This window comes from Arthrobacter sp. Bz4, from assembly GCF_003075455.1.
Lineage (GTDB): Bacteria > Actinomycetota > Actinomycetes > Actinomycetales > Micrococcaceae > Arthrobacter_D.
In genome coordinates this window covers 16,993-39,376 of record NZ_QDAE01000005.1, presented here as the reverse complement: position 1 = coordinate 39,376, position 22,384 = coordinate 16,993, and the positions used below count along the sequence as shown (strand labels likewise).

24 protein-coding genes and 1 tRNA gene are annotated in these 22,384 nt (G+C 63.5%); 10 read left to right on the top strand and 15 right to left on the bottom strand.

Going from position 1 to position 22,384, the window contains the following annotated elements; translation table 11 throughout:
• Positions 1–3 precede the first annotated feature (3 nt).
• The 8 genes from rplL to DDA93_RS05780 form a co-directional block, all read right to left on the bottom strand.
• Positions 4–384 carry a 50S ribosomal protein L7/L12 gene (gene rplL / locus DDA93_RS05815; protein WP_019481475.1) on the bottom strand — a complete coding sequence of 127 codons (381 nt, stop codon included), beginning with the start codon at positions 382–384 and terminating at the stop codon, positions 4–6.
• A gap of 78 nt (positions 385–462) precedes the next feature.
• Positions 463–1,071 carry a 50S ribosomal protein L10 gene (gene rplJ, locus DDA93_RS05810; RefSeq protein WP_019481474.1) on the bottom strand — a complete coding sequence of 203 codons (609 nt, stop codon included), beginning with the start codon at positions 1,069–1,071 and terminating at the stop codon, positions 463–465.
• A gap of 631 nt (positions 1,072–1,702) precedes the next feature.
• Positions 1,703–2,794, bottom strand: a complete 1,092-nt coding sequence (locus DDA93_RS05805; RefSeq protein ID WP_116778279.1) for a GNAT family N-acetyltransferase — start codon at positions 2,792–2,794, stop codon at positions 1,703–1,705.
• A 149-nt stretch (positions 2,795–2,943) separates the two neighbouring features.
• Positions 2,944–3,651: a 50S ribosomal protein L1 gene (gene rplA / locus DDA93_RS05800; protein ID WP_019481472.1), complete on the bottom strand. Its 708-nt coding sequence runs from the start codon at positions 3,649–3,651 to the stop codon at positions 2,944–2,946.
• Between the two features lie 152 nt (positions 3,652–3,803).
• On the bottom strand, positions 3,804–4,235 hold the full coding sequence (gene rplK, locus DDA93_RS05795) for a 50S ribosomal protein L11 (protein ID WP_024475782.1): 432 nt from the start codon (positions 4,233–4,235) through the stop codon (positions 3,804–3,806).
• Between the two features lie 122 nt (positions 4,236–4,357).
• Positions 4,358–5,212 (bottom strand): transcription termination/antitermination protein NusG, encoded by an 855-nt coding sequence (gene nusG, locus DDA93_RS05790; RefSeq protein ID WP_019481470.1) that lies wholly within the window; start codon positions 5,210–5,212, stop codon positions 4,358–4,360.
• Between the two features lie 59 nt (positions 5,213–5,271).
• Positions 5,272–5,529: a preprotein translocase subunit SecE gene (gene secE / locus DDA93_RS05785; RefSeq protein WP_019481469.1), complete on the bottom strand. Its 258-nt coding sequence runs from the start codon at positions 5,527–5,529 to the stop codon at positions 5,272–5,274.
• A 66-nt stretch (positions 5,530–5,595) separates the two neighbouring features.
• Positions 5,596–5,668: transfer RNA gene (locus tag DDA93_RS05780), tRNA-Trp, on the bottom strand.
• A gap of 248 nt (positions 5,669–5,916) precedes the next feature.
• Here DDA93_RS05780 and DDA93_RS05775 point away from each other — a divergent pair.
• On the top strand, positions 5,917–7,164 hold the full coding sequence (locus tag DDA93_RS05775) for a pyridoxal phosphate-dependent aminotransferase (RefSeq protein ID WP_116778278.1): 1,248 nt from the start codon (positions 5,917–5,919) through the stop codon (positions 7,162–7,164).
• Positions 7,165–7,217: 53 nt separating this feature from the next.
• Here the strand turns inward: DDA93_RS05775 and DDA93_RS05770 are convergent, their stop codons facing one another.
• Together DDA93_RS05770 and DDA93_RS05765 are read right to left on the bottom strand one after the other, a co-directional pair.
• Complete coding sequence (locus tag DDA93_RS05770; RefSeq protein WP_243400534.1) at positions 7,218–7,877, bottom strand: response regulator transcription factor; 660 nt, start codon at positions 7,875–7,877, stop codon at positions 7,218–7,220.
• Positions 7,874–9,187, bottom strand: a complete 1,314-nt coding sequence (locus DDA93_RS05765; RefSeq protein ID WP_116778277.1) for an ATP-binding protein — start codon at positions 9,185–9,187, stop codon at positions 7,874–7,876. Before DDA93_RS05765 ends, DDA93_RS05770 begins: the two co-directional genes overlap by 4 nt.
• Before the next feature lie 124 nt (positions 9,188–9,311).
• Here DDA93_RS05765 and DDA93_RS05760 point away from each other — a divergent pair, with 124 nt between their 5' ends.
• The 3 genes from DDA93_RS05760 to DDA93_RS05750 are packed head-to-tail and all read left to right on the top strand — an operon-like array spanning position 9,312 to position 11,276.
• A complete protein-coding gene (locus DDA93_RS05760) occupies positions 9,312–10,778 on the top strand; it encodes a PspC domain-containing protein (RefSeq protein WP_116778276.1) in 1,467 nt (488 codons plus the stop codon).
• On the top strand, positions 10,775–11,008 hold the full coding sequence (locus DDA93_RS05755) for a hypothetical protein (RefSeq protein WP_019481464.1): 234 nt from the start codon (positions 10,775–10,777) through the stop codon (positions 11,006–11,008). The genes DDA93_RS05760 and DDA93_RS05755 overlap by 4 nt, the downstream gene beginning before the upstream one ends.
• Before the next feature lie 25 nt (positions 11,009–11,033).
• Complete coding sequence (locus DDA93_RS05750) at positions 11,034–11,276, top strand: PspC domain-containing protein (protein WP_019481463.1); 243 nt, start codon at positions 11,034–11,036, stop codon at positions 11,274–11,276.
• Positions 11,277–11,338: 62 nt separating this feature from the next.
• Here the strand turns inward: DDA93_RS05750 and DDA93_RS05745 are convergent, their stop codons facing one another.
• Positions 11,339–13,102, bottom strand: a complete 1,764-nt coding sequence (locus tag DDA93_RS05745) for an HNH endonuclease signature motif containing protein (protein WP_243400533.1) — start codon at positions 13,100–13,102, stop codon at positions 11,339–11,341.
• Positions 13,103–13,369: 267 nt separating this feature from the next.
• Here DDA93_RS05745 and DDA93_RS05740 point away from each other — a divergent pair, with 267 nt between their 5' ends.
• The 6 genes from DDA93_RS05740 (at position 13,370) to DDA93_RS05715 (ending at position 19,089) form a co-directional block, all read left to right on the top strand.
• The gene (locus DDA93_RS05740) at positions 13,370–14,347 is read left to right on the top strand and encodes an ABC transporter ATP-binding protein (protein ID WP_116778275.1); all 978 of its coding nucleotides are present in this window, start codon (positions 13,370–13,372) and stop codon (positions 14,345–14,347) included.
• Positions 14,344–15,201: an ABC transporter permease gene (locus DDA93_RS05735; RefSeq protein WP_116778274.1), complete on the top strand. Its 858-nt coding sequence runs from the start codon at positions 14,344–14,346 to the stop codon at positions 15,199–15,201. The genes DDA93_RS05740 and DDA93_RS05735 overlap by 4 nt, the downstream gene beginning before the upstream one ends.
• A 43-nt stretch (positions 15,202–15,244) precedes the next feature.
• Complete coding sequence (locus DDA93_RS05730; protein ID WP_116778273.1) at positions 15,245–16,528, top strand: sensor histidine kinase; 1,284 nt, start codon at positions 15,245–15,247, stop codon at positions 16,526–16,528.
• Positions 16,525–17,238, top strand: a complete 714-nt coding sequence (locus DDA93_RS05725; RefSeq protein ID WP_019483723.1) for a response regulator transcription factor — start codon at positions 16,525–16,527, stop codon at positions 17,236–17,238. Before DDA93_RS05730 ends, DDA93_RS05725 begins: the two co-directional genes overlap by 4 nt.
• Positions 17,239–17,333: 95 nt before the next feature.
• Entirely contained in the window at positions 17,334–18,359 is a 1,026-nt protein-coding gene (locus tag DDA93_RS05720; RefSeq protein ID WP_019483722.1) for a 6-phosphofructokinase, read from the top strand.
• Between the two features lie 10 nt (positions 18,360–18,369).
• Positions 18,370–19,089 carry a GNAT family N-acetyltransferase gene (locus tag DDA93_RS05715; RefSeq protein WP_019483721.1) on the top strand — a complete coding sequence of 240 codons (720 nt, stop codon included), beginning with the start codon at positions 18,370–18,372 and terminating at the stop codon, positions 19,087–19,089.
• Between the two features lie 12 nt (positions 19,090–19,101).
• Here the strand turns inward: DDA93_RS05715 and DDA93_RS05710 are convergent, their stop codons facing one another.
• The 4 genes from DDA93_RS05710 to DDA93_RS05695 form a co-directional block, all read right to left on the bottom strand.
• Complete coding sequence (locus DDA93_RS05710) at positions 19,102–19,539, bottom strand: ankyrin repeat domain-containing protein (RefSeq protein WP_116778272.1); 438 nt, start codon at positions 19,537–19,539, stop codon at positions 19,102–19,104.
• Positions 19,540–19,541: 2 nt separating this feature from the next.
• Positions 19,542–20,639, bottom strand: a complete 1,098-nt coding sequence (locus DDA93_RS05705) for a glycine cleavage T C-terminal barrel domain-containing protein (RefSeq protein ID WP_116778271.1) — start codon at positions 20,637–20,639, stop codon at positions 19,542–19,544.
• Between the two features lie 61 nt (positions 20,640–20,700).
• Entirely contained in the window at positions 20,701–21,300 is a 600-nt protein-coding gene (locus tag DDA93_RS05700; protein ID WP_116778270.1) for an FABP family protein, read from the bottom strand.
• Positions 21,301–21,510: 210 nt separating this feature from the next.
• Positions 21,511–22,254 carry a hypothetical protein gene (locus DDA93_RS05695; RefSeq protein WP_243400532.1) on the bottom strand — a complete coding sequence of 248 codons (744 nt, stop codon included), beginning with the start codon at positions 22,252–22,254 and terminating at the stop codon, positions 21,511–21,513.
• Between the last annotated feature and the right edge of the window lie 130 nt (positions 22,255–22,384).

Genomic DNA, 22,384 nt, shown 5'->3' with positions numbered 1-22,384 from the left:
AGACTACTTCAGGGTTACCGTCGCGCCAGCGGCCTCGAGGGATTCCTTGGCCTTCTCGGCAGCTTCCTTGGTTGCGCCTTCCAGCACAGCCTTCGGGGCGCTGTCGACAACGTCCTTGGCTTCCTTCAGACCCAGGGAAGTCAGTGCGCGTACTTCCTTGATCACTGCGATCTTCTTGTCGCCTGCTGCTTCGAGGATAACGTCGAAGGAATCCTTCTCCTCTTCAGCAGCTTCGCCTGCGCCGCCACCGGCGGGGCCTGCAACTGCAACTGCAGCTGCGGTGACGTCGAAGGTCTCTTCGAACAGCGTAACGAACTCGGAGAGTTCGATAATGGTCAGTTCCTTGAAAGCTTCAATGAGCTCTTCGTTGGTGAGCTTCGCCATGGCGAGAGCCTTCCTTCCTATAGTGGTGCCTGGCATCGGGTTCGACGCTCGGTACCGGAGTTTGGTGGATGAAGAAAATTACTTCTCTTCAGGCGCTGCGGCAGCTTCGGGAGCGGCCTCTGACTCGGCTGCTGCTGGTGCAGCTGCTTCCTCTGCAGCAGGAGCGTCGGCGGCTGGCGTCTCTGCTGCTGCAGGCGCTCCACTTTCCTCCTCTTGCTTGATGCGCAATGCATCAATGGTGCGGGCGAGTGCTGCCATGGGTGCTTGCAGCACTCCGGCAACGCGGGCCAGCTGAAGTTCACGCGACTCGAGAGCAGCGAGAGCCTTTACACCGGCGGCGTCAAGGGCTCGGCCCTCGAAAACACCAGTCTTGATGATGAGCTGTGGGTTGGACTTCGCGAAATCCGTCAGGCTCTTTGCCGCTGCAATAGCGTCACCCTTGATGAAGGCGATTGCAGTGGGTCCGGCGAGCTGGCTATCGAACGCGTCGATGCCGGCTTCCTTGGCTGCAATGCCCGTCAGGGTGTTTTTGACGACAGCGTACTTGGTGTCCTGGCCGAGTGATCGGCGCAGTTCCTTGAGCTGTGCAACGGTGAGCCCGCGGTATTCGGTTAGGACTGCAGCATTTGAGTCTTTGAAATCAGTGACGATTTCCTCAACTGCGCTTACCTTGATTGCGGTTGCCATAACCCTCCTTCCGGGGAATTGATGCCGGCTTTTACTGCCCCAATAAAAAACGCCCCGCGCAGATGCACGGGGCTTCGGTACATCGGCTTTACCGTGTGTACTGAGGAGCTTCGTTCACCTGCGCTGGCCGCCCTTGACGGGAACCTTCAGACACATGCCCCGGCCCGCAAGCCACAGGAAACCTGTGGATAAAGGGTGGGGTACGCATCGACCGACGGTCTTTGGTTCTTCAAGGGTACGTCACCGGTCAGAGGGTAACCAAATCCTGGCCCCTCGCGGGGTTTCCGTCCCGGTTTGGAACCCCGGATGGCCAGCCCTCCCCCGGAATAGTGGCCCACCCGCAGGGCAGCGGTTGGGCCACCACTTTCCGCAGTCCAGCCACTTTTCTGCGCGGCCGAGCGAAGGGCAGTCGCGTTTCCACCCGGCCGGACGCGGTGCAGCCACTTTTCTACCCGGCCGGACGCGGTGCAGCCACTTTTCTGCCAGCCCTCCCCCGGAATAGTGGCCCACCCGCAGGACAGCGGTTGGGCCACCACTTTTCCGCAGGGCGGCCACTTTCCTGCGCCGCCGGGCGCGGGCCAGCCACTTTCCTGCGCCGCCGGACGCAGCCCAGCCACTTTTGTCCGTAGCGTCAACCCTTCTTTTGCCAGGCGGCGGTGTACCCCGCGGGCACGAAACCCAGTTCCACGTTCACCGCGAGCATGTGCGCATTTTCCTCGGCGTTCCAGGTGTAGACCCGCTGCGCCTCGGGCCAGACGGAGGGTACGGACAGCAAATTCGCTGCCTTCAACCACATACCGAGTCGATGCCCTCGATGGTTACGCAACACCAGGGTGTCGTCCTGGGACACCACTTCCGGCTTCTCCGGCTGGTACTCCAGGATGGTGTGGCCTGCGAGCAGTCCGGTGGGACAATGCCGGACCGCTCGGACCAGCGAATGGCCACCGGAGCGAAGCAGGCGGTCTTCGCCTTCCCTGATCCGTGCGGCATCCCAGACTTCCTCTTCCCAGTCCAGATCCCCCATCGGCACATCCGTGCTCATCGTCTGGCGCAGCAGCGCGTATTGCTCCACGAGGTCTTCGGGGCAGCGGTCCCGCCAGTGCACCAGCTCATAATCCTGACCTGCTGTCTTCTGGGCGGTCCGGGCCAGCGCGTCGGCCCGCGGAAGTGACCTGTCCAGGAGCAAGACGCTACACCGATCGATCTGCGCCAGCTGGAACCCGTTACGGAGGGCAAGCGCCGTCGTCGCGCAGTGCCGCGGGAAGGCTCCCGCACCCGTTGCCGGGACCATCACATTAGCTGGACTGGCATCGAATCCGGCGGGCTCGTCGGTCCAGGCCATGATGATCGTTCTGCCGATCTCCCGCGCGTGATCTTCCAGGGCACGGTAGAGCCGCGCGCCGATGCCCTGTCTGCGGTAGTCAGGATGGACTGCGACGAAGACGTAGCACGTGCCAAGGTTATCGATGAGGGGAATGTCGATGACGGCTTTCCCGACGACGACGACGCCGTCGCGCGCCACGAACATCACACGTTCCTCGTAGTCGTTCGGCTGTGAGGACTCGTACCGCGCCTGTGGACTGTAGTAGTGGTCGTCGTTGCCCCAGAGGACCCGCTCAACCAGGTTGCTTAACTCAGCTGCCGCGACGAAGTCGGCTCCGCCGGCATGGTCGAGCGACGCCGGTCGGGTAAGGACTTCAATGGTGGTGGCAGTGGTTTTCATATCGGAAGTCTAACCGAGTGATTGAGAACTGCCAATCACTAATTCCAAACCGACTGAAATCGACGGTTAAACGACGAAGGGACGCAGCGTTATGCTGCGTCCCTTCGGCTGTCTAGCTCAGAAACTGTGCCCGACGGCGTTCGAACTGCCTAGGCGTCGGCCAGAACCTTGGTGACGCTTGGGTCAACGGTGATGCCTGGACCGAAGGTAGTGGATACCGTGGCCTTCTGGATGTAGCGACCCTTGGAAGCTGAAGGCTTCAAACGAAGCACCTCTTCCAGAGCGACCGCGTAGTTCTCGGCGAGCTTCTGCACATCGAACGACACTTTGCCGATGATGAAGTGCAGGTTGGAGTGCTTGTCGACGCGGAAGTCGATCTTGCCACCCTTGATGTCAGTAACAGCCTTCGTGACGTCGGCGGTTACGGTGCCGGTCTTCGGGTTTGGCATCAGGTTACGGGGACCCAGCACCTTACCCAGACGGCCAACCTTGCCCATGAGGTCAGGAGTGGCGACGGCGGCGTCGAAATCGACCCAGCCGGCTGCAACCTTCTCGATCATGTCGTCGGAACCAACGAAGTCGGCGCCTGCAGCAATTGCCGCTTCTGCCTTTTCGCCCGTGGCGAAGACCAGGACGCGCTTGGTCTTGCCGGTGCCGTGCGGGAGGTTGACCGTGCCGCGGACCATCTGGTCAGCCTTGCGAGGGTCAACACCCAACCGGAACGCTACCTCGACGGTGGCGTCGAAGGTTGAGGGGTTGGTTTCCTTGGCCAGAACTACTGCTTCGAGCGGGGCGTACTGCTTGTCTGCCTCGATCTTGGCTTCGGCCGCCTTATATGCTTTGCTGCGCTTTGCCATCTGCTTTTTCTCCTTATGCAGTTGTGGTCTGCGGACCGCGCGGGCCCTGCCACACTCCGACGCTCGATTCCGCCAAGTTGGCGGTTCTCGCGTCTACGTTTTCTTTGTGAGGTGCACGGTGAATCGCTTCGCCGAGCGGTGGGTGAAAGGCTTTAGCCTTCTACCGTGATACCCATTGAGCGGGCGGTACCGGCGATGATCTTGGCTGCTGCCTCGACATCGTTGGCGTTGAGGTCTTCCATTTTCATGGTGGCGATCTCGTTGACCTGGTCCTTGCTCAGCTTGGCAACCTTGACGGTGTGCGGCGTTGCGGAACCCTTGGCAACTCCGGCAGCCTTCTTGATGAGCTCGGCAGCTGGAGGGGTCTTGGTGATGAACGTGAATGAGCGATCCTCATACACGGTGATTTCAACGGGGATGACGTTTCCGCGCTGGGATTCTGTTGCAGCGTTGTACGCCTTGCAGAATTCCATGATGTTGACGCCGTGCTGGCCAAGTGCTGGGCCAATGGGTGGTGCCGGGTTAGCGGCGCCCGCATTGATCTGCAACTTGATCAGGCCGGTGACCTTTTTCTTGGGGGCCATGAAGGGTCCTTCTTTCACATTACGTCCACAGGACAGGAGCGTCCCATGGGTTGTTGGTCACCATGGCGTGATGACCTACCGCACCACCTGGGCTAAGCCGGCCCGGGCGGTACGAAGCTTGATTACTGCAGCTTGGTGACCTGGCTGAACGAGAGCGTCACCGGGGTTTCGCGCTCGAAGATCGACACCAGAACAACCAGCTGCTGGGACTCCGGTTTGATCTCGGAAATTGTCGCCTGCAGGGTCTCGAATGGGCCCTCGTTGACCGTGACCGGCTCGCCTACTTCGAAGTTGACCGTCGCTGGGGTGAGCTGGTTCTTCGCTGGCTTGCCCGATTCAGGATCGGTGTGGACCACTGTGTGCTCGAGCATGGAGAACACTTCACCGAGGCTCAGTGGCACCGGGTTGTGGGCGTTACCCACAAAGCCGGTGACTCCCGGGGTGTGCCGGACGGCACCCCACGATGCGTCGGTGAGGTCCATGCGGACGAGCACGTAACCGGGAATACGGACCCGGTTGACGATTTTGCGGGTGGTGTTCTTGATCTCCACCACTTCCTCCATCGGCACCTGGATTTCGAAGATGTGCTCTTCCATGTCCAGGGTCTGGATACGAGTCTCGAGGTTCGCTTTCACGCGGTTCTCGTAACCCGCATAGGAGTGGATGACATACCAGTCACCCTCCTGCCGGCGGAGCTGCGCCTTGAAAAGTGCCACCGGATCTTCCGCCGGAGCGGCATCCTCGTCGGCGGCCGGCTCGGAATCATCGACGTCGGTTTCGACATCGGTGGATTCTGCGGTCTCGGTGGATTCTTCAGTTTCGCCTTCGAAAGGTTCCACTGGGGACTCCGTCTCGCCGTCGGCCGAGGCATCGCTGTCAGCCGGGGTCGCTTCGACTCCGGAATCAGCTACCTGATCCTCGTTCTCCAGATCATCCTCAACAGAAGTGATCTGCCGTTCGAGTTCTTGCTCGGACACCTAGCTGCCTGCTTTCTAAAATTCTTCAGCTTGTTTACTGCATTACCGCGCGGGTCTCGCTATGCGCCGCCGAAGACCCATACCGCAGCCGTCCCGAACAGGAAGTCCAGGGCGGTCACAATCAGCATCATGATGATCACGAAGACCATCACGGTGATGGTGTACCGCACGAGTTCCCTGCGGGTCGGTACAACTACCTTCTTGAGCTCAGAGACAACCTGCCGCACGAAGAGGATGATTCGGCCGAAGAAACCCCGTTTGGGAGTGTTCTTCTCGGAAGGGCCACCCTGGGGGCTGCCCGCAGCCGTTTCGGTCACCTTCAACCTCTTCCATTTGTGTCGGTTTCTGTAGTCCGTGAGGACTCTCTTGCTACGTCGAATGCGCAGGGCAGACAGGACTCGAACCTGCAACCTGCGGTTTTGGAGACCGCTGCGCTACCAATTGCGCCACTACCCTATGGATTGATTCCGCCGATCCGACTACGCTAACGCAGGCACGAACCATCATGGCGATTTCAACACCGAGGAATAAGTCTACGCAATGTCCGCCCCGGCGTCGAACCGGAAGACCCGGCGAACCGCCTGGACCGCTAGAAGTGCCCGAAAAAGGCTGAGTTGTGCGACAGTAACGTGGCCGGACGGCGTCTTCGGCCTAAGCTGGAATCACGTCACAGTCCACTGCACCACCAACTCTAAGGGAACACCATGACTGCCACCCCTGACGCCCAGACGCAGGACGCCCCGAACGAGCCACGACGGCGGATCTCGAAGCGAATTGCCGCCATCGCTGAATCGGCGACACTCGCTGTCGATGCCAAGGCGAAGGCGCTTAAGGCCGCCGGCCGTCCGGTAATTGGGTTTGGTGCTGGCGAACCCGATTTTCCTACACCCGACTACATTGTGGAAGCGGCGATCGACGCGGCACGGCAGCCCCGTTTCCACAGGTACTCGCCTGCAGGGGGGCTTCCCGAACTGAAGCAGGCCATCGCCGAGAAGACACTGAGGGACTCGGGCTACACGGTTGATCCGGCCCAGGTGCTTGTCACCAACGGTGGCAAGCAGGCCGTCTATGAATCCTTCGCCACCTTGCTCGATCCCGGAGACGAGGTTCTGGTTCCCACACCGTTCTGGACCACCTACCCCGAGGCTATCCGGTTGGCTGGCGGCGTTCCGGTGGAGGTGTTTGCCGGACCCGAGCAGGGCTACCTGGTGACCGTCGACCAGTTGGAGGCTGCGCTGACCCCGCGCACCAAAATTCTGCTGTTTGTTTCCCCATCCAACCCCACCGGAGCGGTTTACAGCCCGGACCAGGTGAAGGAAATCGGCGATTGGGCTGCGGGGCATGACCTGTGGGTAGTTACCGACGAAATCTACGAGCACCTCACGTACGACGGCGTCCCGTTCACCTCCATTGCCACTGCGTCACCTGCAATTGGCGACCGAATGGTGATCCTCAACGGCGTCGCAAAGACCTACGCCATGACCGGCTGGCGGGTGGGCTGGATGATCGGGCCGAAGGACGTGGTGAAGGCCGCCACCAACCTGCAGTCCCATGCCACGTCCAATGTCTCGAACGTACCCCAGATGGCGGCCTTGGCCGCAGTGTCCGGCCCGTTGACAGCAGTTAACGAGATGAAGGTGGCGTTTGACCGACGGCGGATTGCGATGGTGGAGGGGCTGAACGCGATCGACGGCGTCGAGTGCCCGGTCCCCAAAGGCGCCTTCTATGCCTACGCTGACGTTCGGTCTCTGCTGGGTCGCGAACTGGGAGGGATTCGGCCAGCGAGCTCAGCTGAGCTGGCCGCGCTGATTCTGGACAAGGTCGAGGTGGCGGTGGTGCCGGGTGAAGCGTTCGGCCCCAGTGGGTACCTTCGGCTGTCCTATGCCTTGGGTGATGCTGACCTCGCCACCGGCGTCGGTCGCCTGCAGGAGTTCCTCGCCACGGCGCAGTAATTAACGACGGCGCAGTAGTTTGCACAGTGTCCTCCCGGCCAGCCGCCCGGGCGCTAGAGGAGTCGCCGTTCGGCGGCCCACCGGGTGAGTTCATGCCGGGAGGACAGCTGGAGCTTTCGTAGCACCGCCGATACGTGCGTTTCGACCGTCTTGATGGAGATGAACAGCTCCTTGGCGACCTCTTTGTAGCTGTAGCCGCGGGCGATGAGGCGCATCACCTCGAGTTCGCGGGCCGAAAGCCGGTCCAGTTCGCTATCCACCGAGGCGACTGCCGCGGTGCCGAAGGCGTCAAGGACAAAACCGGCCAGCCGCGGCGAGAACACGGCGTCCCCGGAGGCAACCCTCAGCACGGCGTCGGAAATCTCGGGGCCGGATATGGTCTTGGTGACATATCCCCTGGCACCGGCACGGATCACAGTCACCACGTCCTCTGCCGCGTCTGACACGCTCAGCGCCAGGAACCGCGTGCCCGCGAGCAGGGCAGTACAGCCCGCGATAACCTCGGCACCGCCGCCGCCGGAACCGCCCGGCAGGTGCACATCCAGGAGCACCACCTGCGGCCGGTGCTCGTGGATGGCAGCAATGGCTTCAGCTACTCCGGCGGCTTCTGCAAGAACTGTGATTCGGCTGTCGAGGTCGGCGCGAAGACCGGATCGGAAGATGGCGTGGTCATCAACCACGACCACCGTGATTGGTTGCTGGGGATCATTCACTGCGCACCGTCTGCTTCCTTTTCTGGCATCACCAGCTTAACCTCGGTGCCTTCCGAGTTACTGCGGATGGACACCTCACCTCCGTGTCGGTCCATCCGGCTATACAGGGAGACGCGGATCCCCATCCGATCCTCCGGAATGGTCTCCGGATCGAACCCGCTGCCCCGATCCCTGACGAAGATCGTCGATCCGGTCGGGCCGGCCTCCAGGTACACGGAAATGTTGCCCCCCGCGTGTTTCGCGGCGTTGAGCACCGCCTCGCGGGCTGCCTGCGCCAGAATCTCCTGCCGCGCGGAGAGTTCAGCGTCCCCCACAACCACTACGTCGATGGGAGTGCCGTAGCTATCCTCGATCTCGGCGGCGAGGGCGCGGATCCGCTCCGCCAGGTTTCCAGACTGCTGGGTGGCATCGGCGTACAGCCAGTTTCGCAACTCACGTTCCTGCGCTCGGGCCAGCCGGACCACATCCTGTTCGGAGCCCGCCCGGTTCTGGATCAGCGCGAGGGTCTGCAGCACCGAATCATGGAGATGGGCGGCGATTTCGGCCCGTTCAGTTTCTCTGGCCCGCCCCGATCTTTCGGTTTCGAGATCCCGCCAGAACTTCAGCCCCCACGGGGCCAACACCAGAAAGACCCCAGCCAGCACCGCTCCCGTGGCTATCAGTGTTGACCAGGTGAGTTCCCAGGAGATGGACCCGGAAACCATGATCAGCACTCCAACAGTCACTAACAGCAGCCCGGCTACCAGCCGGGCCAGACCTCCGGCCTGCGATGCCCCGGCACGGTTCATCAGGCCAGCACGGCGTGTCTCGTCCAGTTGGGTCCAGGCCAGTACTGCCCCGGTGACCACCACACCGACCGGCAGCAGGGTGTCGAGCGGCAGGTTGGCGCCAAGCTGCTGGGCAATCGCCACTGCCGCCACCAGCAAAAGTGCAGTGCCGAGCAGAACTTCGCGTTTACCGATGAGGGATTGAGTGCTGCCGCGCGACCCAGCCGAGGGATCCGCCGTCGGGCTCACCATTGGGCTTGTGGAACTCCCTACGAAGCTGCTGGTGGCCCCACCAGCAGCCCCCTGGGACGTCGGGAAGGTGAGGCGGGGGCCCACTGGGGTGGGGGCCCGACGGAGTTGTTCCTCCTGGGTGGGGACCAGCACCCACAACCAGCCATAGAGGAAGATCCCTGCCCCGCCGGCAAATGCCAGGCCCACCATGGCGATCCGTGCCACGTTGACCGTGATGCCGAGGTGGGCGGCAAGTCCCGCGCACACACCGGCGATCATCGCGTCGTTGGAGCGAAGCAGGGCTGGTCTCATGACCCAATCCAAACACGATCCCGGGCCGACTGGTGCGGGATTCAGGGAAAGTCAGGTGCCCCTCAGGGACAGGTCAGGGTAGCCCCCGATAGAAACTCTGTTCCCCTGCCGACAGGATTGAGGTATGAATTCGCATCAGGACCCGAACGACCACTCGGATAACCCTCCGATTGAAGCAACACCCGATCCCGTGGAGTCGACTGCCGGACACGGTCAGGACTTCAGCCCCCGGGACCAGCCCGCAGGCGAGGCTCCTCCCGCCGTCAACGGCATGCCTGACCCAGACAGCGCTCCCGGAGGGACGCCTCGGGCCGACACACCCCCAGCAGCCTCCACCAACTTCTTTGGCTGGCTTCGTGGCCTTGGCATCGTCAGGGGTCAGGACCGCTGGATCGGCGGGGTCGCCAGCGGTATCGCGGTCCGGACCGGCCTGGACCCGGTCCTCATCCGGGGCGGGTTTATCCTGCTGGCAATCTTCGGCGGCGTGGGGGTCCTGCTGTACGGCCTCGCGTGGGCGCTGCTGCCCGAACCAGACGGACGCATCCACCTCGAATCCGCGGCGCGGGGCAGCTGGACCTCAGGCATGACCGGCGCCCTGATCCTGACGGTTGTGGGAATCGGCCGCCCCAACTTTCCGTTCTTCGTCGACGACGGTGGTGGTGGTGCATTTTTCTGGACCATCTTCTGGATCGGCGCCGTTATCTTTGGGATTTATGTGGTGGTCACTATGTCGAACAAGAAGACGGACGCCCCAGGAACTGCAAGCGCGCCACCCGCCGGGGCCCACACCAGCTCGACTCACACTGTCGCCACCGACAAACCGGGCCGCCCGCCGGGCACCCTAACCCCACCACCTCTGTACAGTGAGCTGCCACCGCTCCCGGCTCCAAGGCAGAGACCGCCTGTGCCGCAGAAACCTCCGGTCCCCAAGCCGAGCGGCGCCGAACTGGCTCTCTACCTGGGTGGCGCACTCATCGCCGTCGGCGCCGTCCTGGTCCTCGACTACACCGGAATTTTCAGCCTGGGCAACTCAGCGATCCCGGTAGCGATCGCCGCTGGCCTGATCCTGCTCGGATTGGGCATCGTGACGCTGGGTCTCCGCGGCCGCACCTCAGGCTTCCTCGGCTTCATGGCTGCAGTCGGCATGGCGGCAGCAGTGGTGACCGGCTCAACCCTAGGCACGGGAGCTCTCACGATCGGCAGCAGTGCCGTCTGGAGTCCCACCACCGAGAGGCCTGCCAGCGACGGATACACCGTGGTTGCGGGTCAGGGCACAGTTGATCTCAGCAACCTGGCCAACCTCGACGAAGACCTGGTGGTCCCAGTTAACTCCCTCGCTGGAAATGTGGGAATCCTGATTCCCGACGACGTCCCGGTCGAGGTGCGCTCCTCAATCGCTCTCGGAGCTCTCAGCACCGTGGATAACGGCCAGGAAGCGACGGCTGGCGGCATGTGGCATCCCGCGCAGATCGATTTGAACCAGGACGCCTCCGGACCGAGGATCATCCTCGAAATCCGCGGCGCCATGAGCCACACCACGGTGGCCGCCACCCAAACCGAACTTGAAAACGTAGGAGGCATCTCGCGATGAGCACCACTGGGTACACTGCCAAGAACGACGGCGGGAAATCAGTCCGCGCCGGCACCGTGGTCTGGGGGCTGATAGCGATCGCGGTGGGAATTCTGGTGCTGCTGTCTCAACTTGTTGACATCAACCTGGACACCGGTCTGGTGCTGATCGGTTTACTGGTCGGCACCGGGGTGGCCCTCGTGGTCGGCGGTCTGATCTCAATGACCGGCCGCAAATCCAACCACCACTGACTACCGAAACGGGTTAGCCTAAATCATGGACAAATTCTTCGATATTCTCCGTAAATCACCCATCAAGCGTGCCCCGGGCGGGTGGCTCGGCGGGATTGCTTCCGGCATCGCACTGCAGTTCAACTGGCCAGTCGCGTACGTCCGGATCGGCATCCTCCTGAGTTTCCTCCTGCCGTTCATCAGCATCCCGATGTACTTCGTGGCGTGGCTGCTCCTTCCCAAGACGGACGGCACCGTAGCGTTGCAGAAGATCATCGCCAGCCGGTAACGAACGCCGTAGTGAAGTAGGGGGCGCCCCGCAGCAGCGGGGTGCATCTAGGCAGACACTGCTCAGAATGGCGGTGGGGTTTCCGGCCGTGGTGCTGGTGGTGGGTCTGGTCGGGTGAGGTAGGTTTCGCCGAGTGGTGAGATCGCGATGATCGTCCCGGGGTCTGGTTGTTGGTAGTGCCAGTAGCCTTCGGTTTTGAACATGTGGTGGCGTTTACACAGGGCCGCCAAGTTTCCGTAGGACGTTTTGCCGCCTTGGGACCAGGGGGTGGTGTGGTCGAGTTCGCAGAACACCGCCAACCGGTTACATCCCGGATGCCGACACGTCCCGTCCCTGACCCGGACCGCATCCTTCAGGTCCTGCGGGACCCGATACGTGGTCGCATCAGCGCCAAGCCTGGCCCCGGTGAAGGGGTGGGTGAGGATCCTGGTGAACGATGGTGCGTGCCCGGCGAGCTGACGTGCTGTTTCGGGATCAATCGGACCGTAGCCTTCCAACTCACCCGGGGCATCCCCGCCGAGGAGAGTCATCACCGGGACGGTGACAAACACCTTCGCCTGCACACCCCAATACATGCCGGCCTCCCACGGCTGACCGGATGCGCTGTTCGTCCCGGATCCGCTGTCCGTCCGCGATTCGGGGTCCGCTGTTCCCGGCCCGGCCCGGTCAGCACCCGGGCCGGCCCCAGCGGCAGTACCAGGTTCGGTCCCAGCGGCAGTACCAGGTTCGGTCCCAGCGGCAGTACCAGGTTCGGTCCCAGCGGCAGCAGCAGGGCCAGCTGGGCCAGCTGGGCCAGCTGGGCCGGCGGGGTCGGGTGCGTCGCTCATGTGTCCGGTGGGTCCGGCGCTGGTGAGGACATCCACGAGGACGTCGGCGCGTAACTGGGTGAGGGTCCGGTCCTCGTCGGGGCCTTGCAGGTTACGGGCTGCGGTGTCGACGCGGTGGAAGATCCCGGCCGCTTGTTCGGTGGGCAGGAAGGCTTGAAGCCAGGCCATCCCGTCCTGCGCCGGGTCCAGATACACGCGACGGTCCTGGAGAGCCTTCCGGTGCCGCAGGGTGATCGATTCTGGGTGGAAGATGTCACGTAACCGTTGGGCCTGGCGGTAAAACTTCGCCACCGTGGTCTTGCAGGCCAGACCGATGAGCTGGGCCTCGAATGCGGCCATCACGGCGGGAACGGTATCCGGGATACCGATTGCTTCCCCGACCACCGCCCACGCGTGACGGCGCGATAACCTGCCATTCTCCAACGCGGTCAGGGTGGCCCGGTAATCGCGGACCAGCAGCTCACTATGGTCAAGCAGGGAACCAGCCGTGCGCTCCGGCAGGCGCAGGGCCGCACCGATCTCCGACGCAGCCAGGGCGTGGATGTGGTCCTGGTCTTCGGCCCACGGGTGTTCCTCGGCCATCAGGTCATAAAGATGGGTGGCCGCTTTGGCTTCCTGCGCGTCGATCCAGGACCGCAACACCGACAGCGTCTTGAGCAGGTTCACGGTCTGGCCAGCGTTCAACCTCACCATCGCCTCGACCGACACCTGACCAGACAACGCCGGCAGCGACGCCGGGCCACCCTCGGCAGCCGGATCAAGAGGATCAGTGGGACCGGGGGGATCGGTGGGATCGGTGGATGCCTTCGGTGCCGTCCAGGTCGAGCCCTCGCCCAGGGGCCCGGCGGCACCATACCCACCCGGGATCCTCGAAGCCCCCGCAGCACCCGCAGCACCCGCACACCCTGGAGCGCCCGGGGACCTGTTCGCGGACCCGGAATCCGGGCCGGAATCGGGGAAGTATCCCGATCCGGTAGAAGAAGCTTTACTGCTTTTCATACCTCCATTCCATCATCGAGCACTGACAAAACGGGGGCCGATTCAGGGTCACCAGAAAAACTTTTTCAACTATTTTTCAACACCAGAGAACCCGCTCCTGAACACCGCTCAACCTTTCCCGGCCAAGGCTGGGATGCGGGTCGAAGGCGTCCTGGTCCGGGGTCTGCCGTCCCGAACCGGCTGATGATCCTGTCCTGCTGTAGCAGGACAGGATCACTCGTCCTACCGGATCTGTCGCCGGGCTGGCCCCGGTGACACGCTGGTGTTATGAAACAGTCAACTGCGTCCAGCCGCACCGAAACACCAGGTTCCGCACCCCCGCCCGATCCGGCGAGCGCCGTCGTCGTCGACTCCCTGACGAAGTCTTACCGGCAGCCGAAGAAGGGTGATCTAGTCGCCGTCGACAAGCTGTCGCTGACCATTGAGACCGGCGAAACCTATGCCCTGTTGGGACCCAACGGTGCCGGAAAAAGCACCACGATCGAGATTCTTGAAGGCCACCGCAAACCAACATCCGGCACTGTCACCGTCCTGGGACAGAACCCGTACAAGGCGCCGGCTTTGTTCCGCTCACGCATCGGCATTGTGCTGCAGGAAGCCACCGATATGGGCACACTGAAAGTCGCCGAGGCACTCAAAGACGCTGCCGCCCTCTATCCCAACCCGCGCCGCGTTGATGAAGTGATGGTTGCTGTGGGGATCGAGGAGAAGGCCGGGGCCCTCATCAAGTCCCTCTCCGGTGGTCAGCGCCGACGGGTTGACGTGGCCCTGGGCATGATCGGCAACCCGGAACTGCTGTTTCTCGACGAGCCCACCACCGGCTTCGACCCTGCCGCCCGCCGCCGGTTCTGGGACCTGATCCGGGGCCTTGGCAAGGATGGAACCACAATTGTGCTCACCACCCATTACCTGGACGAAGCCCAGCACCTCTCCGACCGGCTCGGCATCATCGCGTCCGGACGGGTCATCGCCACCGGCACCGCCGACAGCGTGGGAGGCCCGGACCTCAGAATCCCCCGAGTGCGGTGGAGGGACGACGACGGCCAGCACGAAAAGGCCACCACCTCCCCCGGTGCCCTGATCCACCAACTCACCGAGGGAGGCTCCTGGGAACCGACCGATCTGGAGGTTATCCGGCCCAGCCTCGAGGATGTCTACCTAGAACTCCTGCGCCAGCACGACGCCGACACCGTAACCACCACGACCGCTGACCCGCTGACCTCACCCGAAGGAGAACAGGCATGACCACCCTGAACGCCGGCCAGCAGACCGGCGCTGCACACAACGCAGCCTGGCGGCCCAGCACCCTTGCCCTCGGCGGACGCCGGGCCGCCACCGAGATCAAAGCCTTCAACCGGGACGGGCTGTCGTTAATCCTGATCCTGTTCTTCCCGATTGTCATGATGGCGCTCTTCGGGACCGTGTTCGGCAACGACCCCTCAGTGGGCCCACCCGAGGCAAAAGTCACGATGGCACAGTACTACTTCCCGGGGATGCTGGCGCTCGGCACAATCCTCAGCGGCTTCCAGAACCTCAGCGGCTATGTGGCAGCCGACCGGTTCAACGGCGGGATCAAACGGCTCGCTGGAACCCCGCTACCCATGCTGTCCTATTTCATCGGCAAAATGGGTGTCACCCTGTACCTGATTGTCGGGCAGTCAATCATCCTCGTGATCGGCAGCACTCTCTTCCTCGGCATCGACCTCCCCACCACCTGGGGCGCCTGGCTAACCGTAGCCTGGCTGCTACTGGGCGCCACTGCCGCCTGGGCGGTCGTGGGGACAGCCTTCGCTTGCATCGCCAAATCGGCTGAAAGTGCTTCGACTCTGGCAGTGATGCCGGTCCTCATCCTGTCCTTCATCTCGGGTGTCTATTTCCAGTTCACGGGTCTCCCAGAGTGGCTGCAACAGGTGGCCAACCTGACGCCACTGCGCTGGACTGCCAGTGGCCTGCGCAGCGTGTTCCTGCCCGAACAGTTTGAACTGGCTGAGCCCGGCCAGACCTGGGCGTTGGGCATGTCAGCCATGGTGATTGGTCTTTGGCTGGTGGTCGGGCTGATTCTGACCCGGCTCACCTTCAAATGGCCACCGCAGAAATGAGGACTTGTGGGCCGCGGCACCTCACCGGACGTAGGGTGTTGGCATGAACATCAAACCCGAGCGCACCGACCGGCTCCTGCCGGAGAACTCGGTGTGGATCCACGGGATGAAGTGGTGGCACATCGGGTTCTACACAGCATTAGTTGTGGTGGTCCTCGTGGTTCTCAACGGGGAGCCGAACCCCACGATCATGGCGGTGACCCTCAGTGCTCTGGGGGTGTTGGCGGCCACGTACCCCTTCCTGACCCGCCAGCAACATTTGGGGACGTGGCGTCCTACGGCCTACGTGATCCTCCTCATCCTGGTGGTCGGATTTCTGGCCTTCCTCCCAGGCTCCGGAGCTGTACTCCTCTTCGTGGCGTTTCCGCAGATCTGGATGTTCTCCAGCACGGCGCGTGCAGGGCTCATCAGCACGGCAGCCATCTGCGTCGCGGTGGCAACGGGGCAGCTTGTCCGGTTCGGCGGGTCCCCCGAAGACCTCCTCGGAATCGGACTGCAAGCCGGCCTGTCCTTCCTGGCCTCAACGATGCTGGGACTGTGGATCTACAAGATCATTGACCAGAGCGAGGACCGTGCGCAGCTCCTCGCCGAGCTGGAGGCCGCCCGGACCGAACTCCAACTCGCCGACCAGCGGCAGGGCGCCATGGCGGAGCGGGAACGGATGTCCCGTGAAATTCATGACACCCTCGCCCAGGGCTTCACTTCGGTGGTGATGCTGTCCGAAGCAGCGCTCGCACAGCTGCGCAGCACCCGATTGGACGACGGCGCCGCCCAGGAGCTGGTGGCACGGCTGGACGCCATCAACACCACCGCACGTGACAACCTACAGGAAGCCCGGTCCCTGATTGCGTCGACCGGGCCGTCCCAGCTGCAGGGCGGAGACCTGCTGGGGGCACTGGACAGGCTTGCCTCGGCGGCGACATCAGCGGGCTGTGACACCTCCTCGACGCTGCCCGATGCCCTGCCGCACCTGACCTCGAACCAGCAAATCGCCCTCCTCCGCTCGGCACAGGAGGCACTCACCAATGTCCGGCGGCATGCTTCGGCTTCCCGGTCCCAGCTGAAACTCGAACACTCGGGATCCCATCTGGTCCTGACTGTCAGCGATGACGGCGGAGGGTTCGACCCGGACCTGGATACCTCCGGCTACGGGCTGAAATCCATCAGCGCACGGCTCGGCGAGATTGGGGGGACTCTCAGGGTCAGCTCGGCCAACGGAGAGGGATGCGTCCTCCACATGGTGGTGCCCGTCGAAGATCACCAGAGCACCGTTGCGGCCCCGCCCGCTGCGGCGCAGAACCAGCCGGAACGGGTTGAGGCTCAATGACTCCTGCCCAGCCGCGCAGCAGCAGTTCCACCTCACCCAACTCCCCCGCCCACAGTGCCGACGCGGATACGGTCCGAATTCTTGTGGTTGATGACCATCCTGTGGTGCGCGCCGGGCTGATTAACCTGCTCTCCACCGATCCCCGGATTGTGGTCGCCGCCGAAGCAGCCAACGGGGAGGAAGCAGTGGCCGCCGCGACCGACGTCGTGCCCGACGTCGTCCTCATGGACCTGCGGATGCCGCTCCTGGATGGGGCGGACGCTACCGCCCGTATCCTGGCGAGCCAGCCCGGGGTCAAAGTATTGGTGCTTACCACCTACGACGGCGACTCCGACATTGTGCGGGCCGTCGAGGCCGGCGCGGTCGGTTACCTGCTGAAAGACACCCCGGGTGAAACCATCATCAGTGCGGTGTTCGCGGCGGCCCGTGGGGAAACAGTTCTCGCGCCGCCGATTGCGGCGAAATTGGTGTCACGGCTGAGGGCGCCAGAGCGACCGCGCATGTCGCCGCGGGAACGGGAGGTGCTCCAGTGCGTCGCCCAGGGGCTGAGTAACCCGGATATCGCCGCGAAGCTCTACATTGCCGAAACCACCGTGAAGACCCATCTGCTGCGGATCTTCGCCAAACTGGACGTCGATGATCGAACGCGGGCGGTCGTGGTGGCGATGGAACGCGGCATCCTGAACGGGCACACACCGGGTTCCCGATAGCGGTCTTGCTCCAAAAATGTGTTTAGAATCATAGCTGAGCTCAATGGGGCGCTCTGACCTTTCTACCTCTTCAACCTGCAAGGACCCAGCTCCACATGAAAATCGGAATACTCACCAGCGGTGGCGACTGTCCTGGACTCAACGCCGTGATCCGTGGAGCAGTCCTCAACGGCATCAAGACCCACGACCTGGAATTTGTCGGATTCCGTGACGGCTGGCGTGGTGTGGTGGAGGGCGACATCATCGAGCTCCCCCGTCAGGCCGTCCGGGGCATCTCCAAACAGGGTGGCACCATTCTGGGAACCTCCCGCACCAACCCCTTCGAGGGCAACGGCGGACCCGACGCCATCAAGGCCACCCTCGAACGGCTGGGTATCGACGCGATGATCGTGATCGGCGGCGAAGGAACACTCGCCGCCGCGAATCGGCTTACCGATGCCGGCCTGAAGATTGTCGGCGTGCCCAAGACCGTCGACAATGATCTCGACGCCACCGACTACACCTTCGGCTTTGACACCGCCGTGCAGATCGCCACTGAGGCTATCGACCGGCTCCGGACGACCGGGGAGTCGCACAGCCGCTGCATGGTGGCCGAGGTGATGGGACGCCACGTAGGGTGGATTGCCCTGCACGCCGGGATGGCGTCCGGCGCCCACGCCATCCTCATCCCTGAGCAGCAGACCAGCCTGGAGCAGATCGCCGAGTGGGTCACCGAGGCCAATCACCGTGGTCGTGCGCCCCTTGTGGTGGTGGCCGAAGGTTTTGTCCCGGCGCACCTGGACCAGGCCCACTCCGAACGTGGCCTCGACACCTTCGGGCGGCCGCGCCTCGGCGGGATCGCCGATCAGCTGGCCCCGGAAATCGAATCCCGTACCGGAATCGAAACCCGCGCCACGGTGCTGGGTCATATCCAGCGCGGCGGGGTTCCCTCGGCGTTCGACCGGGTCCTCGCGACGCGTCTCGGCATGGCTGCCGTTGACTCGGTGGTGGACGAAGCCTGGGGCACCATGGTCTCGCTCAAGGGAACGGAAATTGCGCGGGTGGGCTTCGCGGCCGCTTTGGGTAACCTCAAGGTGGTCCCCCAGCACCGGTACGACGAGGCAGCCATCCTCTTCGGCTAACGTTGCCTAGATGGAACTTGATCCCGGCACCGTCTCAATCATTCAGCTCGGATGGTCTCGGCTGCTGAAACTCGATGACACCGCGTTCGCCGAGGCAGCTGGCGAACGGGTTTACCGCCGGGACGACGACGCCGAGCTGCTGACCTTTGTGCGGCTGTTCGGCGAGGAAGCGTTGGTCGGACCCGGTTGGGCCCTCGACGCAGCAGCAGAGCTCGACGGCGATGTGCTCGCCCGCCACTCGACCCTGCTCCGGCTCTCCAGAGAACAGGGGGGCCGCGGTCTGGGAGCGGCTGGCCTGTATTTTTGCGACAACCTGCCGACCCTCGAACCCCGCGACGACGTGGCAGTGAGCGATGAGCTGGAGTTCGCCGTCGAGCTGGAGCGGCTCTGCCCGCCCGATGACATCGCCGAAGTGGGTCTGAGCGCTCTGGAACACCGCACCATCCTGGTCGACGACTCGACCGCTCCCCCCACACCGTTCGCCGGCGCAGGGTACGACATCTGGAGCGGCATCCTCGCCCATCTGGGGGTACTGGCCGCGCCGGGTCACCGCGGTCAGGGCCACGCGACCTTCATCACCAAGGTGGTGATTGAGGATGCCATGGCGGCGGGACTGATTCCGCAGTGGCGGGCACGCACGGATAACAGCGCTTCGATCAGGACGGCGTTGAAGTCAGGCTTCGTCGCGTGCGGCAGCCAAACCAGCGTGCTGCTACCAGCCGGGCACTAAACAGGGCGGTTGCTACTGCCCGCCGAACAGCTCCAGCAGGTTCTGACGCTTGAACATCTGGGCCGTCTGTCGTGCCGTGGGATTGCCCCGGTCGGGGTCGGCCCCGGCACCTACCAGCACCGCTGCGACGTCGTCATAACCCTTGAAAGCCACGCCCGCCAGTGGCGTCTGACCTTTGTCGTTGACGGCGTTGACATCAACCCCGCGGCGGGCAAGGCCAGCCACGACGCTGGCGTGCCCGTGGTAGGCAGCCAGCATGAGGAGACTGTCACCGCCACTGTTGGTCAGCGTGACGGGAACCCCCGCGTCCAGGTACCGGCTCAGGGTAGCCGCGTCGCCGGCACGGGCGGCGTCGAACAGCTGGTGTGCCAGTGCGACGGCCTCATCCGCGCTGGTGTCCGGTGAATTGGTGTCCGGTGTTTTGGCGTCCGGTGTTTTGGCGTCCGTCATCGCTACCGGCGTCCTTTCAGGAACCCGGTGGCGCGTCCCACCACCTGGCCCGCGTCCGGCGCCACAATGATTTCCTGCGCTGCGGCGTACACCTCATCGCCGTCCTGCACCACCAACTCACCCAGTGGATCAACCGAGCGTTTCACGACGGCGAGCGCTACCGCGCCCATCTCGTAGTGCTGCGCCACAGAGGTCACCGTGCCGACGGTGCGTCCACCGGCGACGACGGCGCTGCCCACCGCGGGCAGGGTGTGCTGGCTGCCGTCGAGCTGCAGGAAGACGAGGCGGCGTGGTGGGTGTCCGAGGTTGTGCACCCGGGCGACGGTTTCCTGACCTTTATAGCAACCCTTGTTCAGATGAACAGCGGTCCGGATCAGGTCCAGTTCGTGCGGAATCGTCTTCTCATCGGTCTCGGCGCCGGCCCGCGGACGCCACGCGGCGACACGCAGCGCCTCGGAAGCCATGGCGCCGGCCAGGCTCAGACCGTGCCCAGCGAGTTCATCCACGGTGGTAACGAGTTCGGCCTGCGGGATCAGGTATTCGAACCAGGGGCGTTCCAGCCCGGGGTGGTCTTCCTCGGTCACCACCGAATAGGCGTACCCGCCCTCCGTGACCCGCGGCCAAGGGTCGACCCACACGGTGCGTGCTGCCAACGACTCGATGGGTTTCACCGATCCGAGCACCGCCCAGGTCTCTGACACGTCGGCGATTTCCACCCGGAGCATGAACTTCATCCGGTCCAGCCACGCGGCCATACCTGCGGCTTCGAAGCCTTCCACGAGCAGCCAGGTAGTGGTTCCGTCGTCGACCACCCGGGCGTTGTATTCGATCCGGCCCTGCACGCTCAACAGGAGGGTCTCGGAGCTGCTGCCGGGCTCCAGGCCCAACAGGAGTTGCGAAGAGAGGGTGTTCAACCAGCTCAGGCGGTCAGGGCCGGTTACCGTGACCACGCCCCGGTGGGACAGGTCGACGACGGCGGTGCCACGGGCGAGGGCGCGCTGTTCCTTGAAGGGGTCACCGTAGTGGGATGCGGTGCCCTGATCGGGTGCGTCAGCGGCGACGGCGCCGGGTCGGGTGAGCAGCGGGCTGAGATAGGTCATGGTGATGTTAACGCATCCTTAGGCGGGCCGTATTCCTTGGCCAGCCGTGGAGCACGACTGGTCAGGATTCTTTTTTGAGAATCGCGGAGGCGTGGGCTTTCAGCGGCTGGCCGTCGGCGGCGACGTCCCAGCGCCAATACAGGTCGCCCTCCACAAGTCCGTACAGGCGTGTGGCGGCCGTGTATTCCTTGGAGTTCTGGCCCCGCATCACCAGGTCGGTGCTGAGCCGAATCTGTGGGCCCTTGATGACCCCGTAGTACAGTTCGGCGATTCCTCCGGGGTGCACAATGGTGGCGGTGATATCGAAACCGTCTTCGGCGTTGCGGAGTTGCTCCACCTCGTCGGCGCTCTTCAGCGCCGGGACGATGTCGGCTGGTTCCAGCCCAGGCCCGCCGTCGGCGTCGTTGAGTTTGCGGTCCAGCGCCCAAAACCCGGTTTCCACTGAGAGCGGGCGCAGGCGGGTGCCGTGCTCATCGGTGAGCCAGCTCTCCGCCGTGTACCGCAGGTACGGGAGCCCGTTCTGGGTGAAAGTGACGAGCTGCTCGAAGTGCTCGGACTCGGAGGAACCCTCGCCGAGACGGCCAGAGCCCTTCCAGGTACCCAGCAACCAGGACAGTGGCACCAGTTCGGGCGTGAGGTCCGTGGGAATCTCAAAGGACATGGTGAGCGGGCAGCCTTACTTTTGGCCCTTGTACAGGCGGGTGATCACCAGCGCTGCTACCCCAGCCATCGCCAGCGAAGCGAGTACCAACAGTCCAATGAAGAAGATTTCAAGCGCAAGAATCGACATGCGTCCATCCTAACGCGACGTATCGGCACCTCTCGACCCCAACGGCGCTCCGGTGCGGCGGGGGCCGGCCGGAGGTAGAAGTTAGGCGGTGAGCAGCTTTTCCAAGAAGTAGACGAGCGAGCCGATCACCAAAATGGGTGCGACGCCGACGGACAGGGCCGCTGCCACGTTCAGTGGCGCTTCACGGGCAAGGAGCAGACGCCGGGTGCACACAATGACCGCTCCACTGAGCGCACCCACAATGCCTGCGGCGAGGCCGGGCACATCGGTGAACAGGATGGCACCCAGGGGTCCGGCAGTTGCGGCCAGGACCGTGCCCAGGGGCGCAACAATCCGGTCGGGCCAGGGCAGTAGCGACACGGCCAGGGCAATCATGACGCTGATCCCGGTGACCAGCATCATCCCGGCGTTTCCCGCATTGACCGACAACTGGTCAGCGGCCACCCAGCCGGACCCAAGGCAGACCAGGAAGACCCCCACGCCGACGCCGAGCGTTGATTCCAGCCGAAGGCTTTGGCCGGTTCCACGGAACAGCTGAATCAGGAAGACAGCCCCTAGACCGAGGGCAGCGGCGATAGGCATCCACCGCATGTACTCGCTGTCCGGGGCAGTGTAGGCAGCGGCCGTAGCCGCCAGCGCACTCGCGGCCATGACCGTTGACTGGGTTTTCTTGGCCGGAACCCCCAGCAGATGAGGCCAGCCGATAGCTCCCACGAGGATGAGGACCGCAGTCACTGCTGCTACAGCACTTAACGAGACGTAGGACGCAGCCACCACCGAGACGACTGCTGTTGCCGCCGCAGCGGCCACCATCCATATTCTCACCCCAGCAATACTGCCTTACCGCTCCGGCAAGTGAAAACGAAGGTCCCGGGTGGGTCGCATCACACCCGGTATACTGAACCAAATCTGACAGGACTGCTGACCTGTGGAGATCGGTCAGGATCTTCATCAG

Bases quoted from the DNA above. Each gene is read 5' to 3' on its own strand.
- rplL (WP_019481475.1), bottom strand. From the start codon at position 384: ATGGCGAAGCTCACCAACGAAGAGCTCATTGAAGCTTTCAAGGAACTG.
- rplJ (WP_019481474.1), bottom strand. From the start codon at position 1,071: ATGGCAACCGCAATCAAGGTAAGCGCAGTTGAGGAAATCGTCACTGAT.
- DDA93_RS05805 (WP_116778279.1), bottom strand. From the start codon at position 2,794: ATGAAAACCACTGCCACCACCATTGAAGTCCTTACCCGACCGGCGTCG.
- rplA (WP_019481472.1), bottom strand. From the start codon at position 3,651: ATGGCAAAGCGCAGCAAAGCATATAAGGCGGCCGAAGCCAAGATCGAG.
- rplK (WP_024475782.1), bottom strand. From the start codon at position 4,235: ATGGCCCCCAAGAAAAAGGTCACCGGCCTGATCAAGTTGCAGATCAAT.
- DDA93_RS05775 (WP_116778278.1), top strand. From the start codon at position 5,917: ATGACTGCCACCCCTGACGCCCAGACGCAGGACGCCCCGAACGAGCCA.
- DDA93_RS05765 (WP_116778277.1), bottom strand. From the start codon at position 9,187: ATGAGACCAGCCCTGCTTCGCTCCAACGACGCGATGATCGCCGGTGTG.
- DDA93_RS05760 (WP_116778276.1), top strand. From the start codon at position 9,312: ATGAATTCGCATCAGGACCCGAACGACCACTCGGATAACCCTCCGATT.
- DDA93_RS05755 (WP_019481464.1), top strand. From the start codon at position 10,775: ATGAGCACCACTGGGTACACTGCCAAGAACGACGGCGGGAAATCAGTC.
- DDA93_RS05750 (WP_019481463.1), top strand. From the start codon at position 11,034: ATGGACAAATTCTTCGATATTCTCCGTAAATCACCCATCAAGCGTGCC.
- DDA93_RS05745 (WP_243400533.1), bottom strand. From the start codon at position 13,102: ATGAAAAGCAGTAAAGCTTCTTCTACCGGATCGGGATACTTCCCCGAT.
- DDA93_RS05740 (WP_116778275.1), top strand. From the start codon at position 13,370: ATGAAACAGTCAACTGCGTCCAGCCGCACCGAAACACCAGGTTCCGCA.
- DDA93_RS05735 (WP_116778274.1), top strand. From the start codon at position 14,344: ATGACCACCCTGAACGCCGGCCAGCAGACCGGCGCTGCACACAACGCA.
- DDA93_RS05730 (WP_116778273.1), top strand. From the start codon at position 15,245: ATGAACATCAAACCCGAGCGCACCGACCGGCTCCTGCCGGAGAACTCG.
- DDA93_RS05725 (WP_019483723.1), top strand. From the start codon at position 16,525: ATGACTCCTGCCCAGCCGCGCAGCAGCAGTTCCACCTCACCCAACTCC.
- DDA93_RS05720 (WP_019483722.1), top strand. From the start codon at position 17,334: ATGAAAATCGGAATACTCACCAGCGGTGGCGACTGTCCTGGACTCAAC.
- DDA93_RS05715 (WP_019483721.1), top strand. From the start codon at position 18,370: ATGGAACTTGATCCCGGCACCGTCTCAATCATTCAGCTCGGATGGTCT.
- DDA93_RS05710 (WP_116778272.1), bottom strand. From the start codon at position 19,539: ATGACGGACGCCAAAACACCGGACGCCAAAACACCGGACACCAATTCA.
- DDA93_RS05705 (WP_116778271.1), bottom strand. From the start codon at position 20,639: ATGACCTATCTCAGCCCGCTGCTCACCCGACCCGGCGCCGTCGCCGCT.
- DDA93_RS05700 (WP_116778270.1), bottom strand. From the start codon at position 21,300: ATGTCCTTTGAGATTCCCACGGACCTCACGCCCGAACTGGTGCCACTG.